The sequence below is a fragment of the Streptomyces sp. col6 genome (assembly GCF_008042035.1).
Taxonomy (GTDB): Bacteria; Actinomycetota; Actinomycetes; order Streptomycetales; family Streptomycetaceae; genus Streptomyces.
In genome coordinates, this window is record NZ_RDBL01000009.1 from 63,945 (window position 1) to 78,105 (window position 14,161).

Annotated in this window: 13 protein-coding genes; 9 read left to right on the plus strand and 4 right to left on the minus strand. The window is 69.6% G+C overall.

Features of this window, described 5'->3' with window-relative positions; genetic code table 11:
* The first annotated feature begins 74 nt into the window (after positions 1-74).
* The 3 genes from EAO73_RS13145 to EAO73_RS13155 all read left to right on the plus strand — a co-directional run bounded on the left by EAO73_RS13145 (position 75) and on the right by EAO73_RS13155 (position 5,147).
* Positions 75-1,844, plus strand: coding sequence for an ABC transporter transmembrane domain-containing protein (locus tag EAO73_RS13145; RefSeq protein ID WP_147971723.1), 1,770 nt, complete (start codon positions 75-77; stop codon positions 1,842-1,844).
* Between the two features lie 92 nt (positions 1,845-1,936).
* Positions 1,937-3,598 (plus strand): ABC transporter ATP-binding protein, encoded by a 1,662-nt coding sequence (locus EAO73_RS13150; protein WP_224756313.1) that lies wholly within the window; start codon positions 1,937-1,939, stop codon positions 3,596-3,598.
* Between the two features lie 313 nt (positions 3,599-3,911).
* Complete coding sequence (locus EAO73_RS13155; protein WP_147971725.1) at positions 3,912-5,147, plus strand: glycoside hydrolase family 64 protein; 1,236 nt, start codon at positions 3,912-3,914, stop codon at positions 5,145-5,147.
* Between the two features lie 241 nt (positions 5,148-5,388).
* On the opposite strand, the gene EAO73_RS13160 is transcribed toward EAO73_RS13155, so the two are convergent.
* On the minus strand, positions 5,389-6,240 hold the full coding sequence (locus EAO73_RS13160; RefSeq protein WP_191134044.1) for an alpha/beta fold hydrolase: 852 nt from the start codon (positions 6,238-6,240) through the stop codon (positions 5,389-5,391).
* Positions 6,241-6,342: 102 nt separating this feature from the next.
* On the opposite strand from EAO73_RS13160, the gene EAO73_RS13165 reads away from it, so the two are divergent.
* Positions 6,343-6,768: a winged helix-turn-helix transcriptional regulator gene (locus tag EAO73_RS13165; RefSeq protein ID WP_147971726.1), complete on the plus strand. Its 426-nt coding sequence runs from the start codon at positions 6,343-6,345 to the stop codon at positions 6,766-6,768.
* A 116-nt stretch (positions 6,769-6,884) separates the two neighbouring features.
* Here the strand turns inward: EAO73_RS13165 and EAO73_RS13170 are convergent, their stop codons facing one another.
* Positions 6,885-7,718 (minus strand): LysR family transcriptional regulator, encoded by an 834-nt coding sequence (locus EAO73_RS13170; protein WP_147971727.1) that lies wholly within the window; start codon positions 7,716-7,718, stop codon positions 6,885-6,887.
* 71 nt (positions 7,719-7,789) lie between these two features.
* Here EAO73_RS13170 and EAO73_RS13175 point away from each other — a divergent pair, with 71 nt between their 5' ends.
* The 4 genes from EAO73_RS13175 (at position 7,790) to EAO73_RS13190 (ending at position 11,587) form a co-directional block, all read left to right on the plus strand.
* Positions 7,790-8,107 (plus strand): hypothetical protein, encoded by a 318-nt coding sequence (locus EAO73_RS13175; protein WP_147971728.1) that lies wholly within the window; start codon positions 7,790-7,792, stop codon positions 8,105-8,107.
* Positions 8,108-8,705: 598 nt separating this feature from the next.
* Positions 8,706-9,134 carry a DUF5959 family protein gene (locus tag EAO73_RS13180; protein WP_147971729.1) on the plus strand — a complete coding sequence of 143 codons (429 nt, stop codon included), beginning with the start codon at positions 8,706-8,708 and terminating at the stop codon, positions 9,132-9,134.
* A gap of 684 nt (positions 9,135-9,818) precedes the next feature.
* Positions 9,819-10,361 carry a hypothetical protein gene (locus EAO73_RS13185; RefSeq protein WP_147971730.1) on the plus strand — a complete coding sequence of 181 codons (543 nt, stop codon included), beginning with the start codon at positions 9,819-9,821 and terminating at the stop codon, positions 10,359-10,361.
* A gap of 773 nt (positions 10,362-11,134) precedes the next feature.
* Positions 11,135-11,587 carry a DUF5707 domain-containing protein gene (locus EAO73_RS13190; RefSeq protein ID WP_191134045.1) on the plus strand — a complete coding sequence of 151 codons (453 nt, stop codon included), beginning with the start codon at positions 11,135-11,137 and terminating at the stop codon, positions 11,585-11,587.
* A gap of 427 nt (positions 11,588-12,014) precedes the next feature.
* On the opposite strand, the gene EAO73_RS13195 is transcribed toward EAO73_RS13190, so the two are convergent.
* Both EAO73_RS13195 and EAO73_RS13200 read right to left on the minus strand, forming a co-directional pair.
* Positions 12,015-12,659, minus strand: a complete 645-nt coding sequence (locus EAO73_RS13195) for a 2'-5' RNA ligase family protein (protein WP_147971732.1) — start codon at positions 12,657-12,659, stop codon at positions 12,015-12,017.
* Positions 12,660-12,903: 244 nt separating this feature from the next.
* A complete protein-coding gene (locus EAO73_RS13200) occupies positions 12,904-13,587 on the minus strand; it encodes a 2'-5' RNA ligase family protein (protein ID WP_147971733.1) in 684 nt (227 codons plus the stop codon).
* A 343-nt stretch (positions 13,588-13,930) separates the two neighbouring features.
* Here EAO73_RS13200 and EAO73_RS13205 point away from each other — a divergent pair, with 343 nt between their 5' ends.
* A complete protein-coding gene (locus tag EAO73_RS13205; protein ID WP_147971734.1) occupies positions 13,931-14,152 on the plus strand; it encodes a hypothetical protein in 222 nt (73 codons plus the stop codon).
* Positions 14,153-14,161: the final 9 nt, after the last annotated feature.

Sequence of the window (14,161 nt, forward strand, 5' to 3'; positions counted from 1 at the left end):
CAACGTGTTCTACGGTTTTCCGGACGAATCAGCCCACCCGAACAGTTCGAACAGTGATCACTACTGTGAGGCGGATGAAAGACGCGAGTTCGGATCCGGGGGCCCCGGACCACCGCAGCGCCCCTCGGTACCTGTGGTGGCTGGTCACCAGTCAGCGCCGCCGGATCGCCGCCGGTGCGTTGTTCGGCAGTGCCTGGATGCTCTGCCTGGCACTGCCGCCCTACCTCCTGTCGCGCGCCATCGACGACGGGCTCGAACCAGGGCGGTGGACCGCGCTCGTCGGCTGGGTCGCCGCGCTGATGGGCGTCGGGATGCTGAACGCGTGGCTGGCCATCATGCGACACCGGACGATGACCAGGGTGCGGATCGACGCCTCGTTCCGTTCCGTACAGGTGGTGGTCAGGCACGCGACCAGGCTGGGTGGGGCGCTGCCGCGCAAGGTCACCGCCGGGGAGGTGGTGACGATCGGGTTCGGCGATGTCGGTGTGATTGCCCAGACGCTGACCATCACGGGGCCGGGCGTCGGGGCGGTCCTCGTGTATGTCGCCGTGGCCGCGTTGCTGCTGACCGTTTCGCCCTTGCTCGCCGTGGTGGTGCTGCTCGGCGTTCCGCTGCTCGCGGTGCTGGTCGGCCCGCTGCTGGGTCGGTTGCAGGGCATCGAAGCGGCCTACCGGGAGCAGCAGGGCTCACTTGCCGCGCGCTTCGGGGACATCGTCGGCGGGCTGCGCGTGCTCAACGGCATCGGTGGCAAGGAGGTGTACGCCGACCGGTACCGGCGCGGCTCGCAGGCGCTGCGGGCTGAGGGATACCGCGTCGGTACGGTGACCAGCTGGATCCAGGCCCTGGGCGTCGGCCTGCCCACCCTGTTCCTCGGGGCGGTGACCTGGCTGGCGGCCCGGATGGCCACCCAAGGGGACATCTCCGTCGGCGAGTTGGTTGCCGTGTACGGGTACACCGCGGTGCTGGTGGTGCCCGTCTCGTTCTTCATCGAGGGTGGCTACGACCTCACGCGCGGGCTGGTCGCCGCACGTCGGGTCGTCCGGTTCCTGGCCCTGCGACCCGATGCCCCGGACAAGGAGCCCACCTCCGGGGGGCCCGAGGCCCCGGCCGTGCTCCGCGACCCGGAGACCGGGGCCGAGGTGGTGCCCGGCAGGCTGACCGCACTCGTCAGTGCCCGTCCCGCAGAGAGCGCGGCGGTCATCGACCGGCTCGGCCGGTTCGCCGGGTCGGCCGCTACCTGGGGCGGGATACAGCTGGACGAGATTGACCTGACGCAGGTGCGCCGGCGGATCCTGGTCGCGGACAACGAGGCGGACCTGTTCGCCGGTCCGCTGCGCGAGGTGATCTGCGGCGACCGCGAGGTGGACGAGGACACCATCGCCCGGGGCGTCCACGCGGCCGTGGCGCAGGACATCGTCCGCGGTCTGCCGCGCGGACTGGACTCGCCCGTCGAGGCGCAGGGCCGCAATCTCTCCGGAGGCCAGCGGCAGCGCGTCCGGCTGGTCCGGGCGCTGCTGGCCGACCCCGAGGTCCTCCTGGCGGTCGAACCGGCATCGGCCCTCGACGCACACACCGAGGCGGCCGTCGCCACCGGTCTGCGTACCGCACGCTCCGGCCGCACCACGGTCGTCACCAGTACCTCGCCGCTCCTGCTGGACCAGGCGGACACCGTGCACTACCTGGTCGACGGAGCAGTCGCCGCCGTCGGCACCCACCGCGAACTCCTGGACCGCCGGCCCGACTACCGCCACCTGGTCTCCCGGGGCGCGGGGGACGTGGGCCCCGGCCGTACGAACGATGAAACCACCGGGCGAACCCCGTCCCGCCAGGAGGCCGCACGTTGACCACGCCCTCGTCCCTCCCCGTCGCCGAGCGGTCCCGGATACGCAGCGCAGCCCTCCGGCTGGTCCGGCTCGACGGGCGGACGTTTGCCGTCATGCTCGGTCTCAACGCCCTCGCCGCCGCTGCCGGACTCGTCGGCCCGTGGCTGCTCGGCCGCATCATCGACGACGTCAGGGCCGGCGCCCCGGTGGCCTCCGTGGACCGCCTCGCATGCGCCATCCTGGTCTTCGCGCTGGTGCAGCTCGTCCTGGTGCGTTACGCGAGTTACGTCGGCCACCGCTTCGGCGAGCGGGCCCTGGCCCGCATCCGCGAACAGTTCACCGACCGGGCGCTCGCCCTGCCCGCCGCTGTGATCGAACGGGCCGGCACCGGCGACCTGATGACCCGCGGCACCACCGATGTCGCTGCGGTCGGCCACACGCTGCGCAGCGCCGGGCCGGAGATCCTCGTCGCCGGGGTCCAGGCGCTGTTCATCCTCGGCGCGGTCTTCCTGGTGGACCCGCTGCTCGGAGCGTGCGGGGTGGTGGGCCTGTTCGGCATCTGGTTCGCCTCCCGCTGGTACCTGCGCCGGGCGCTCACCGCGTACCTCGCCGAAGGAGCCGCCCACTCGGCGCTCGCGGAACAGCTCGCGGCCACCGCGACCGGCGCTCGTACCATCGAGGCCCTCGGCCTCCAGCAGCAGCGCATCGCCGCGTGCCAGGAACAGATCGAGGCGTGCCGGGCCACCCGGCAGCGGACCCTGTTCCTGCGCAGTGTGCTCTTCCCGGCGATCGACATCTCCTACGTCGTTCCCGTCGCCGGTGTCCTGCTCATCGACGGCCTGCTGCACAGCCACGGTGCGGTGAGCCTGGGCGCCGTGGTCGCCTCGGCCCTGTACCTGCGTCAGCTCGCCCAGCCCCTGGACGTCATCCTCCAGCAGATGGAACAACTGCAGAGCAGCAGCGCCTCCTTCGCCAGGGTCGAAGGGCTCGGCCTGGCCCCGCAGACACCGGCGGCCGCCTCCCTCAATCCGTCCGACGACCGGATCGAGGTGACCGGGGCGCGCTACGCGTACGCCGGTGGCAGCGACGTTCTGCACGGCGTCGACCTGACCGTCCGGCCCGGCGAACGCCTGGTGGTCGTCGGACCGTCCGGTGCGGGCAAGACCACCCTGGGCAGGCTGTTGGCGGGTGTGGAGGCGCCCCGCTCGGGCGCGGTGACGGTGGGCGGCATACCGGTCGCCGACCTGGGTCCCACTCAACTGCGCAAGCACGTTGTCCTCGTCACTCAGGAGCACCACGTCTTCCTGGGCACGCTCCGCGACAACCTGCAGATCGCCTCCTCCCACGCCACTGACGCCGAACTGTGCGCGGCACTCACCGCCGTCGGCGCCGACTGGGCGCGTGAACTCCCCGACGGCCTCGACACCGACCTGGGCCCGGACGGCCACCGCCCGGATGGCGCGCAGTCCCAGCAACTCGCTCTGGCACGCGTGGTGCTGGCCGACCCGCACACCCTGATACTCGACGAGGCCACCGCCCTCCTGGACCCGCAGACCGCCCGCCACACGGAACGGGCCCTGGCCGCCGTCCTGCAAGGCCGGACCGTCATCGCCATCGCCCACCGCCTGCACACGGCCCACGACGCCGACCGGGTCGCGGTGATGGAGGCCGGCCGCCTGACCGAACTCGGCACCCACGACGAGCTGGTCGCGGCCGACGGCGCCTATGCCGCCCTCTGGCACTCCTGGCACGGCGAGCGGCCCTCCACTCGGTGAGACGGCCCCGCGAACCCCGCAGCGGCGCAGGGGCTATGACCACCGGCTTGAGGCCGCTCATCAGCCGGTCTCGCGGCCTCGAAGTCAGGGGCGCCGGACAGTTGGTTCACGCCCCGGCCGCTCCGAGCCCTCGACGAGCGCTGTGTCGAGAGGCACGCGGATGGCTCTCGACCTGGACGTTCACCAGAGCATTGACGTGTCCCTGACCGGTCGATACGCTCCAGAAACCGAGTCTGAGAGCGCTCTCAGACTCGTTCAGGGCATCTCGCACCGGCTACCTCCACAGCACGGCCTTCCGGATGAGGAGTAGAGCATGTCTGCCACCCTTCCTTCCGCCCCCCGCACGCACAGGGCCCGCCACCGCAGGGCCGCCGCCCTGGTCGCCGCGCTCGCGCTGGCCGGCGGAGGTCTCGTCGCCACCCAGGTCACTGCCGCGACCGAGGCCGCGGCCGTCCCCGCGACCATCCCGCTCACGCTCACCAACAACTCCGGGCGCGGCGAGCAGGTGCACGTCTACGTCATCGGCACCGAACTCTCGTCCGGGCGCCAGGGCTGGGCCGACGCGAACGGCACCTTCCATCCGTGGCCTGCCGGCGGCAACCCTCCGACGCCTGCTCCCGACGCGTCCATCGCGGGCCCGGCCAACGGGCAGTCGAAGACGATCCGGATGCCGAAGTTCTCGGGCCGGGTCTACTTCTCCTACGGGCAGAAGCTGGTCTTCAAGCTCACCACCGGCGGTCTGGTGCAGCCCGCGGTGCAGAACCCGAGCGACCCGAACGCGAACATCCTCTTCAACTGGACCGAGTACACACTCAACGACGCGGGCCTGTGGATCAACAGCACCCAGGTCGACATGTTCTCCGCCCCCTACGCGGTCGGAGTGAAGCGCCCGAACGGCACCACCCTGAGCACCGGCCACCTCAAGCCCGGTGGCTACAAGGCGTTCTTCGACTCCCTGCGCAGCCAGTCGGGCGGCTGGGGCGGGCTCATCAGGACCCGCTCCGACGGAACGATCCTGCGGGCGCTCGCCCCCGGCCACGGCATTGAGGCCGGGGCGCTGCCGGCCTCCGTCATGAACGACTACGTCAACCGGGTCTGGAGCAAGTACTCCTCGCAGACGCTGACCGTCCAGCCGTTCGCGGACCAGCCGAACACGAAGTACTTCGGACGGGTCCAGGGCAACACCATGAACTTCACCAACAGTTCGGGAGCGGTCGTCACCAGCTTCCAGAAGCCCGACTCGGACAGCATCTTCGGCTGCTACAAGCTCCTTGACGCGCCCAACGACCTGGTCCGGGGCCCCATCTCGCGTACCCTGTGCGCCGGTTACAACCGGTCGACGCTGCTGAGCAACCCCAACCAGCCCGACGCGAACGACGCGAACTTCTACAAGGACGCGGTCACCAATCACTACTCCGCCAAGATCCACGCCCAGATGGCCGACGGCAAGGCCTACGGCTTCGCCTTCGACGACGTGGGCGCGCACGAATCGCTCGTGCACGACGGCGACCCGCAACAGGCGTACATCACGCTGGACCCGTTCAACTAGACGTCGTCCGTGGACGGGCCCGCCGCCGCCTGGGCTGCGGCGGGTCCGTCGTCATGTGACGGCTGATAACACCACCGGGCCGGACCGGGTATCCCACCCCGGTCCGGCCCCTCACGCGTCCGCTGCGACTCCGACGGGGCAATGGGGGAGGGGTGTCACCGCGAGTTGACCAGCGGCACGAGCTCCCCAACGCCCCGGTAGGCCAACCGTTGCCACAGGTGGTCGTCGGCGGCCGCTCCGGTCACGCCGTAGTCGTGCACTCGCCGGCCAGGAACGGCTTCAACAGCTCCAGCAGGGCGTGTGGGCGATGCAAAGGGATGATGTGGCCGCAGCCCTCGATGACGTGTCCGGTCAGGTCGTCGGTGACGGGGCGGAGCTGGCGTTCCAGCGCAGTACCGACGGGCTGGGCGCCCACTGCCATGGTCGGCACGGTCAGGCGGGTGGTGGCGACGCCCTGCGCGATCTGCCGTGCACTTTCGGGCAGAGCCCGGTAGTACGAGAAGGCGCGGCTCAACGCACCGGTGCCGGTGTACGCCCGGACGAAGGCGTCCCTGATGGCGGAAGGCACTCCGTCGCCGAGCGTGCCAGTGCGCAGGAACCAGTCGATGTAGGTGGCCTCGTGGCCTTCCAGCACGGTCTCGGCGAGGCGAGGTTCGGCAGTGTGGAAGCCGAACCACCACGGTGGCCCGTCGGCCAGGAAGTCCTCGGCGCCGGGCAGCCCGCCCAGTACGGACTCCATGACGACGAGGCGCCGGACGACATCGGGGTGACGGAGGGCGAGCAGGAAGGCCGCCGGTGCTCCCGCGTCGATGCCCACCACTGATGCGGAGCTCTCGCCGAGCTCGGTGAGAAGGGCTGCGGCGTCCTCGGCGAGGCCGGCGGCATCGTATCCGGACGTGGCCGGGCTGCTGGCGCCGAAGCCGCGCAGGTCCGGAGCGATGACGCGGTAGCGGTCGGAGAGGCCGTCCATGATGTCCGTCCACAGCTCCCAGGTGTGGGGGAAGCCGTGCAGCAGCAAGACGGCCGGACCGGAGCCGTCGATGGCGACGTTGAGCTCGGTTCCGTTCACGGCGACGCGTCGCAGTACGGGCATGGAGGCAACTCCCAGGTGGGTGAGGAATGGTGACAGGGTCACCATAGGAAACTAGCCTGGCCCTTCCAAGACGGCACTTTCCCCTCAGGTGGTGAGCTCCCGGTGACCACTCCCACGCCCGGCGAACCCGGTCGGCCAGGTGCACGCGGTGACCTTCTGGACCCGCTCTGTCCGACGCGCCAACTGCTCGACCGGGTCGGCACCAAGTGGACGTCGATGGTGGTCAAAATCCTGGCCGAGACGCATCCCGGCGAAGTCCGGTTCGCGGAACTCAGACGCCGCGTCCCGGGCATCTCCCAGAAGATGCTGTCCGTCACGCTCCAGAGCCTGACCCGAGACGGCCTGGTCTCGCGCCGCGTCGAACCCACGGTGCCGCCGGCCGTCCACTACCGGCTCACCGACCTCGGTCTGTCCCTCGAAGGTCCCCTTTCCGCCCTCCGGGTCTGGGCCGAGACACACATGCCGGAGATCGACCGCAACAACCGGATCGTCGAGGGCCGGTCAGCGGAACAGAAAGAGCTCCAGTGACCTGAGTGGCAGGTTGGCCGGCAGATGGCGGCGACCTCGTCGGGGATCTCCTCGGCGCTCATCGGTCACACGAAGGGCCTGGGGTGTTCGTTCACATGGGCGGACCGCGGGCGGACTCAGCCGCGCCGCCGGGATGCGGCGGCGATCAGGAGGGTGACGTGCTCGCGGTGGTCGTCGTTCCGGCGGGCGATGACGATCCGGCTCGGCCCCGCGTCGGGAACGGGGACGCATACGATGCCCGGCGCCACAGGTGTGACGAGTGAGCGAGGCAGGACCGCGACGACGCGGCCGATCCTCACCAGGGCGATGAGTTCGCCGGCATCCGCGATCTCCGGACCGCTCCCGCCGCCGGGGACACCCGCCCACCGCGGGAAGACCTCATTGCTGAGATCGCCCAAGGAGATACTGTCCCGCCCGGCGAGCCGGTGGCTTTCGGGGAGGACGGCCACCCGGTCCTCGACGTGGAGCGTCTCGGTGACCAGTCCGCCGAGGTCATCGAACGGGGCGTAGAGCAGGCCCGCGTCGGCGCGTCCGTCGCGCAGGTGATCGGTGCGGTCAGCGGCACCGCTGAAGAGGATGTCGACCCGCCGGGCACCGGGCTGCTCCGCATAGGCGGCGAGGATCCCGGAGAGCAGGTTCGCGTCTCCTCCGGGTTTGATCACGAATCTGAGCGGTGCGTCGTCGGCGGCGCGTTGAGTGTTCCTCACGGCGACCGTCATCGCGTTCAGCGCATGCCGGCCGTGCTCCAGCAGGGCCGCGCCTGCGGGCGTCAGTACGACGCTGCGGCTGGTGCGGTCGAAGAGCGTGACGCGCAGCCGGGACTCGATGCGCTTGATGGTCTTCGACAGGGCGGGCTGCGCGACGGCGAGCCTGCCGGCGGCGCGGCCGAAGTGCAGTTCCTCGGCGACAGTGACGAAGTACCGCAGCTCCCTGACCTCCAGCAGATCCATTCCTTCAGGTTATCGAACAGCCGCGGAAGAGGTCTTGGACGCGGCCGGGTAGCCGGTGGTCATATGGATGCATGATCCAGCACACCATGTTCGTCCAGTTCACCGAACCGATTCCCGAAGCTGACCTGAACCAGTACCTAGCGGACCTGGAGAACGCCGCGAAGGGCACCGGCGTGCTCCAGACGTTCGCCGCACAGCGTCACATCCCCGTCCCCGGCGAGGAGCAGATCCCGGCCTTCATCGCCACCGCCGTCGTCCAGCTCGGCGTCGCCGACGTGGAGGCACTGGGCACTCTGTTCGCCGCGCCGCAGGTCGGCGATGTCCTCGACACCTGGCGCACCCGCTATCCGTTCAAGGCGGCGTGGGCGAACCACGAGGCACTGGCCTGAGTGACTTCACGGCAGGGTGTCGTCCTGGTCGCCGGGGACGACAGCGGGATCGGACGGACCATCGCGTCCGGCCTCGCCCGCCGTATCGCGGCGGCACCTGCCCGCGACCACGCGGAACGTGGACGGAACGATCAGATCTGCTGCGATGACGCGGTACGTATCGCGCCTGCCAGTCTTCCGGTCACGGGTCGGACGAACACACTCGGCCGAGCATTGTCGCGGCAGTGGAAGCCGGCGCCGGCGACCTGTGGCCGTGGAGTCGCCCCGAGCCACAACCCCCGCACGTCTACGCCGCCGAGGACGCTCCCGTCACCGGTGTCCGCCTCCATGCCCACGCAGGAAACCGTAGACAGGACCCCTGCACACGAGCGGCACGCACGACGCGAGTCCGTTGGCGAACACCTGATCCGGGTGGTCACCGCCATGCAGGCCTGCGCAGTGGAACTGTGCCCGGCAGCAGGCGGTGACCGATTCACCCAGGGACGATCTCCTTCAGGCTTCAGCATCCGGCACATCTGCAGCCCCTGACGAAATGGGGTGGCGGATGCGCTCCTTGTGGGGTGACGATCTCTCGATACGTGCCGATGAAGGGGCAGCCATGGGCGACATCGCTCCGAGGGAGCTCATCTCTCTCGCCGATGACGAGGGGAACAGCGTCACCGTCAACGTTCTGGGCCGCGATCCGGGCTGGAGCGCCGGGCTCGACGCCGAGATTGTCGTCAGGACGCCGTTCGTTTCCGGCCGTATCGCCCTGGTGCTGTCCGCCTCGAAGCTTGAAAGTTGGGCCACCGCGTTGAACAGGCTCGACGCCGACGAGGACGTCGTGTGGATGGAGTGGGACAGAGGGCCGTCCATCTCCATCCAGCTCACCGGCGAGCGCGACTGTCCGGAGGTGGTCGTGGAGGACGAGTCCGGGTCCATGGTCACCGTTCGGGTGCCGCTCGTCCCGCCGGACGACTGGATCGCCGACCACAGGCACCGTCTGCACAGGGTGATGAATCACTGGGTGCCGATGCTTACGACGTAGGGGAGACAAGCCGGCGCCGGCAGACCAACGCACATCCGAGGTGAGGAAGGCTTCCTGGATGGCGTCCCGTACCTCCCAGCGGATCGGAACCGCGCTTGATGCCCCGGCGGGCCATCACCGGCTCCACTCCGAGGGCGTTCTTGTCGCAGGGAGGCCGACGACATCGGCGACCGCCCCCAGCCAACTGCTCGTTCGGAAAGTCCGCGACCACACCGAGCGCCAGGGCCAGGACGAAGGGGTGGCTGAGCGGAGGTCAGGCCGTTGGTTCACGCAGCGGCGTCCCTGACTCTGTGCGCGAGAACTGCTCGCGAACACCACCGGACGCGCATGTGTCCGCTGTCCTCGAGTGCAGGCTTTCGACGGCGAACCCGATTGCTTCGGCCTCCTTGCCAGTGAACCTGGTCGCACGGACGAGTCGTCCTCTGGCGACCCGTCATCCCTGAGGCGGAGCGTTCGGATTCGTGCTCGCCCGCCCGGCGGACGTCGTTCGGTCTGCGGAGCGATCCTGAGCGGCCGCGCCCGCTGCGAGTCTCGAAGCGCACGGGCCGGTCCCGCCCGTGGACGTGAGGAGTGCGGATGTTCCAGGCCAGGCCGACCACGACTACTGACGAAGCAGCAAACACGTCTCGTCGCGAGAGCCGCCTGCATCGGGCGTGGCGTGCGGCGCACGAGCCCGCCGCAGGGGTGCCGCGCTGGGCCCGCCGGGTCGCCTACGCGGTGCCGTTGGTGGTGCTCCCGTCCGGGATCTGGCGCCTGGGCGTGCTGTTCGCCGCGGACAAGCGTGGCGGGTCGATCGACGACTCGGCGATGAACGCCTACGTCGTCTTCCTCACCCTCATCTCCGAGGCCCTTGCCTTCACGGCCGTCGGGCTGGTCGCCCGCTGGGGCGAGGTGTTCCCGCGCTGGATGCCGGGATTGGGTGGGCGGCGGGTACCGACGGCCGCCGCAGTCGTCCCGGCCACGATCGGGGCGACTGTCCTGACCCTGGTCTTCACGGTCATAGGGATCATCACCACGGTCACCCAGTCCAAGACCAACGGCGATCCGCTGCCGGCCGACTTCCCGAGCAAGGCCGGCGGCTGGGAGACCGTCTACTTCTATGCCTCCTACGCCCCTCTAGTCCTGTGGGGCCCCATGCTCGGCATCCTGACGTACGCATACTGGCACCGACGCAGGTCGGCGACGGCCGGGCCGTTGATGCCGTCGGCAGCCGGCACCACGTGCTAGGCGGCCACCCCGACGTCCCGGCGCCGACGGACAAGGGTGCCATCACGTGATTCGTTGCTGATCAAGCCAGTCGCCGCAGGTCGGGGCGCGGCGGCCGACTCGTCGCGCAGCCCAAGGACAGCACGCCCTGCTCCGGGCTTCGTGCGGCCGTGTACGGCGCTCCGGCGCCCCTGTGGCTTTCGCTCCGGCGGTACGTGCTCCCGCACGCAGAAGCGGCGTCGCACCGCACCGGTGCGACGCCGCTTCGGTGAGGCAGCAGGTCACGTTCGCGGGCGGGTGGCGAAATCGATGGACGGCTCCAGGCGCCGTTGCCGCTGGGCTGCTTGGCCTGTTCCTCCTGTCGACCCGGAAGCGCCCGCGATGATCTGCCCGCCCTGATCGAGCAAGCACAGCAGGCACTCCACCTCGACCCCGCAGCACTGCCTCCGGCACGCCCGCGTCGCCATCGGCACCGCCTCCACCTGGTGCGAGCTGATGATGGACGCCTCGCGGACCCCGCCTCCTCATGGTGCAAAACCTCTGCGACAGCCCCGCCGGTGACCCGCACCCTCACCACGTCGACTGGTCGGAAGCCGTGCAACCAGCGGGATGGCGTGCTCGACGACGCAGCGGTGCACTCCTCGATGCGGGGCAGGGGCTGCAGCCCGTGGTTCAAGTCCCTATCCAAAGTTGGGTATTCGTACTCACGGTGGGGCTGGTCCTTCCGGTGATCATTGATGCAGCGGGGCCCCGGAGGCGCCGTTCAAGCAGACACCATCACGGGGAGAACCATCATGTCTCGACGCATCATCCTGGGCTCGGCTGCCGCACTCGTCATCCTCGGCGGTGCCGGAGCGTTCGCGATGGCTCACGCCGAGGGGCAGCCGCCCGCCCTGAAGAACAGCACCGCCCGATACTCGGCCCCCGCTGCGGAGGGGGAGGGCTCCTTTACGTTCACCACTGACGTCAGGGCGGTTTCCGGCGTCAGGAGTCTCCAGGTACTGGCCTGGCCCGCTGCCGGCCCCTTCACGAAGAACCCGCTGACCGAGAAGGACCTGGTCGGCGCGGACCCTGCCACGTGCAAGCCCGCCGGGGAAGACACCGTTCGCTGCACCTACAAGGTCACGGTGAGCGCGTCCGAGGCCGCCGAGTCGGGGACCGGCCGCTGGCACGTCGCCACCCTCGCCACGGCCGACAACGGCGACACCTCCTTCAACGACAAGACGGCGACCTTTACCGTCGGCTGAGCAACAACTCGTCCAGAGCCGTTGGACCCGGACCGAGTCGGCCGCAGAAGTCGGCTACGTCCCCGCGGTGAGGCAACCCGATAAGTACCTGTTGGAGGCAGAACGCGGAGCAGCGTACGCGCCTTGATCTCGGAATCGGGTGCTTGATCCAACTCTCGCCGAGCATGGTTCGTCCCCACCGACAGGGCCAGGATGCTGTTGTTCGTCCGCTTCTGCATCGCCTGCCACGTCCGAAACGCACGGAACGGGATCAAGTCGCCATCCCCGGCCGCAAGTGCCCACACAGCATATTGCCGACAACTGCTGCTGACCATCACAGGGGTGCTCGGCGAGCACAGCAGTCGTTGCGGGTGGCGGTGGCGGCTCGTGCTCCCAACCGCCGGAGTGATCGCGGCGGGCGCACTGGTGCCGCGGCCCCAGGGCATGGTCAGGCGTCCATGGGGATCACGGTGACGGAATCCCAGGTGATCTCCCACGCCGTCCTGTCGTCGTCGCGTGGGCGTTCGTCGAATCCGACCTCGAGCAGGTGTACCTGGCGCACATGGAAGGGGACGTGACTGGGCGTGATCCGGCGCAGGGCGCTCTGCAGCGAATCGCTGTCTGCCGTGTCCCAGCTGTAGCCGAGGGACATGTGAGGGCGGCCTCCGTCGTGTTGGATCACGTTGGGCCCGCGGGCTTCGATCAACGCGTCCCGCACGTGTCCCTTCAGGTCGACCAGTGGCTCGTCGGGCGCGAGGTCCAGCAGGGCTCCGGCCTTGTTGGCGATGGGCGAGCCCGCGGTGATCTCGAAGGGCGCCAGGTCACCGATGTGCTTGCGTAGGGCCTTGACGAGGTCCTGGCGTTCGGCCGCGCCGATCCGGTCTGCGCCGGTATCGGCGATCATCTCCACGGTCGTGTGCAGCAGCCCGTCAGGGAGAAGGGTGATCGGATACGGTGCCATCGCCTCGTGGCAAGCCGCGATGAGCCGGGCGAGCTCGCGGTCGACCGCGAGCTCGGGCAGCAGGTACACGTGCAGAACCTTGAGCCCGTCCTGCCAGGCGGTTCCCCTGAACTGCGGCGTGAACTTCTTCATACTCCAACTTCCTTTGTCAGTACGGGCCCGGTGGTCGCGCCCCCGGGGGGCGGGCGCCCGGCCCGGTGCGCCCCTGTGCCCGGAACCGCATGGAGCCGACCATGAGCGCGTCGACCATGTGGTGGTGGGGGACGGGCGCTCGATTGCCGCGCCGGCCGCCTCGGCGAGTGACTGGGCGTACCAGCCGCCGTGGAGTGTTCATCGGTGAGAGCGGAGACGCCGTCGAGGAGCCGGCACGCGGAGGCTACGACGGGGCCCTGCCCTTGCCGAGGCGCAGTTCGTGGACGCGCTCGAACGTGTACGTATTGCGCTCGGGAACCTGCCGCTCCCACACCAGCCACACGCAGGAGACGGTGGCACGGGTGCGGGTCGCCGGCCGGATCGCCCTGCCGATGGCGGAGGCGAACATGTCCGAACGCGCCGCGGCCTCGGGCGTGGTCGTGTCCTCCACCCCGTACCCACACGACATGTGGGGCCAGAAGTGCTTCTCTTCCGGTGGGAGGACCAGGCCGGTGCTGAGCAGGCCGGCGCGGACGTGCCGGTTCAGCTCGGCCGGGCCCGCTTCGGGCCAGATCTCCACGATTCCGGCCGACCCACCGGCCCGCGCAGGCCCGATCTCGATGTCGAAGGGCTCCAGACCGTCGAGCTCTCGCTGCACGGCGGCCGCAGCGCGCGCGAGGTGCTCGCCGGCCACGCGCACACCGTCCTCGTTGTGATGCCCGATCGACTGGACCGTCAGATGGAGGTCGTCGTCGGCGATCGGGGCGATCACGTCCGGATAGCGCTCGACGATCTCCCGGAGCCGTCGGAAGTAGGCCATCACCTGCGGCTCGCGTTGCGGCAACCACAGCACGTGCGGCTTCACCCAGTCCTCGTCCGGACCGCCCGCACGGCCCCACAGCCGCTTGGGCTCCATGAATCTGCGCATCTCAACGATCCTTGCTCCGAGGGGAGTTAGTGGAAGAGTAAGTGGGGGAGCTGTTTCGGACGCGGCTTCCGCTCGTCGCCGCCTGCGGCGGGCGGCGACGAATCGGTTGAACGGGCCCGAGCCCACCCCGAAGGCGCGCGGCCCGCTGGCGGTGCATGAGCTCAAGACCGCTGACCGCGGCGGTCCTGAGGGCGCGCTACGAGCGGCAGGCGGTATGGCACTCTGCGGGACCGGGGCGGGCTGTTCGGCGGGCAGACTGAGCCTTGAGGCATGACATTTGTCCTGGACGAGACGGGATTCGCGGACCTACTGGGCGTCTATCGCGACGCGTAGGCTCGCAAGCATGTCGAAATCACAAGAGATGGGGCGAGACGACGCCTGGGAAGGCGTCGTCGCCCACAGGTCCCGGGGCATGCTCGACGGCTCGAACATGTACCACTTCCTCGAAGTCCGCCTTGTTGGCGGCGCGTCGGTCAAGGTCCGGGTCAGCCGCCGCTTCTGGAAAACGGTCGCGGTCGGCGACCGGATCGCCAAGCAGCCGAACGCGGATCCGTACAAGGCGTAGCCCACCCGG

Bases quoted from the DNA above. Each gene is read 5' to 3' on its own strand.
- EAO73_RS13145 (WP_147971723.1), top strand. From the start codon at position 75: ATGAAAGACGCGAGTTCGGATCCGGGGGCCCCGGACCACCGCAGCGCC.
- EAO73_RS13150 (WP_224756313.1), top strand. From the start codon at position 1,937: ATGCTCGGTCTCAACGCCCTCGCCGCCGCTGCCGGACTCGTCGGCCCG.
- EAO73_RS13155 (WP_147971725.1), top strand. From the start codon at position 3,912: ATGTCTGCCACCCTTCCTTCCGCCCCCCGCACGCACAGGGCCCGCCAC.
- EAO73_RS13160 (WP_191134044.1), bottom strand. From the start codon at position 6,240: ATGCCCGTACTGCGACGCGTCGCCGTGAACGGAACCGAGCTCAACGTC.
- EAO73_RS13170 (WP_147971727.1), bottom strand. From the start codon at position 7,718: ATGGATCTGCTGGAGGTCAGGGAGCTGCGGTACTTCGTCACTGTCGCC.
- EAO73_RS13175 (WP_147971728.1), top strand. From the start codon at position 7,790: ATGATCCAGCACACCATGTTCGTCCAGTTCACCGAACCGATTCCCGAA.
- EAO73_RS13180 (WP_147971729.1), top strand. From the start codon at position 8,706: ATGGGCGACATCGCTCCGAGGGAGCTCATCTCTCTCGCCGATGACGAG.
- EAO73_RS13190 (WP_191134045.1), top strand. From the start codon at position 11,135: ATGTCTCGACGCATCATCCTGGGCTCGGCTGCCGCACTCGTCATCCTC.
- EAO73_RS13195 (WP_147971732.1), bottom strand. From the start codon at position 12,659: ATGAAGAAGTTCACGCCGCAGTTCAGGGGAACCGCCTGGCAGGACGGG.
- EAO73_RS13200 (WP_147971733.1), bottom strand. From the start codon at position 13,587: ATGCGCAGATTCATGGAGCCCAAGCGGCTGTGGGGCCGTGCGGGCGGT.
- EAO73_RS13205 (WP_147971734.1), top strand. From the start codon at position 13,931: ATGTCGAAATCACAAGAGATGGGGCGAGACGACGCCTGGGAAGGCGTC.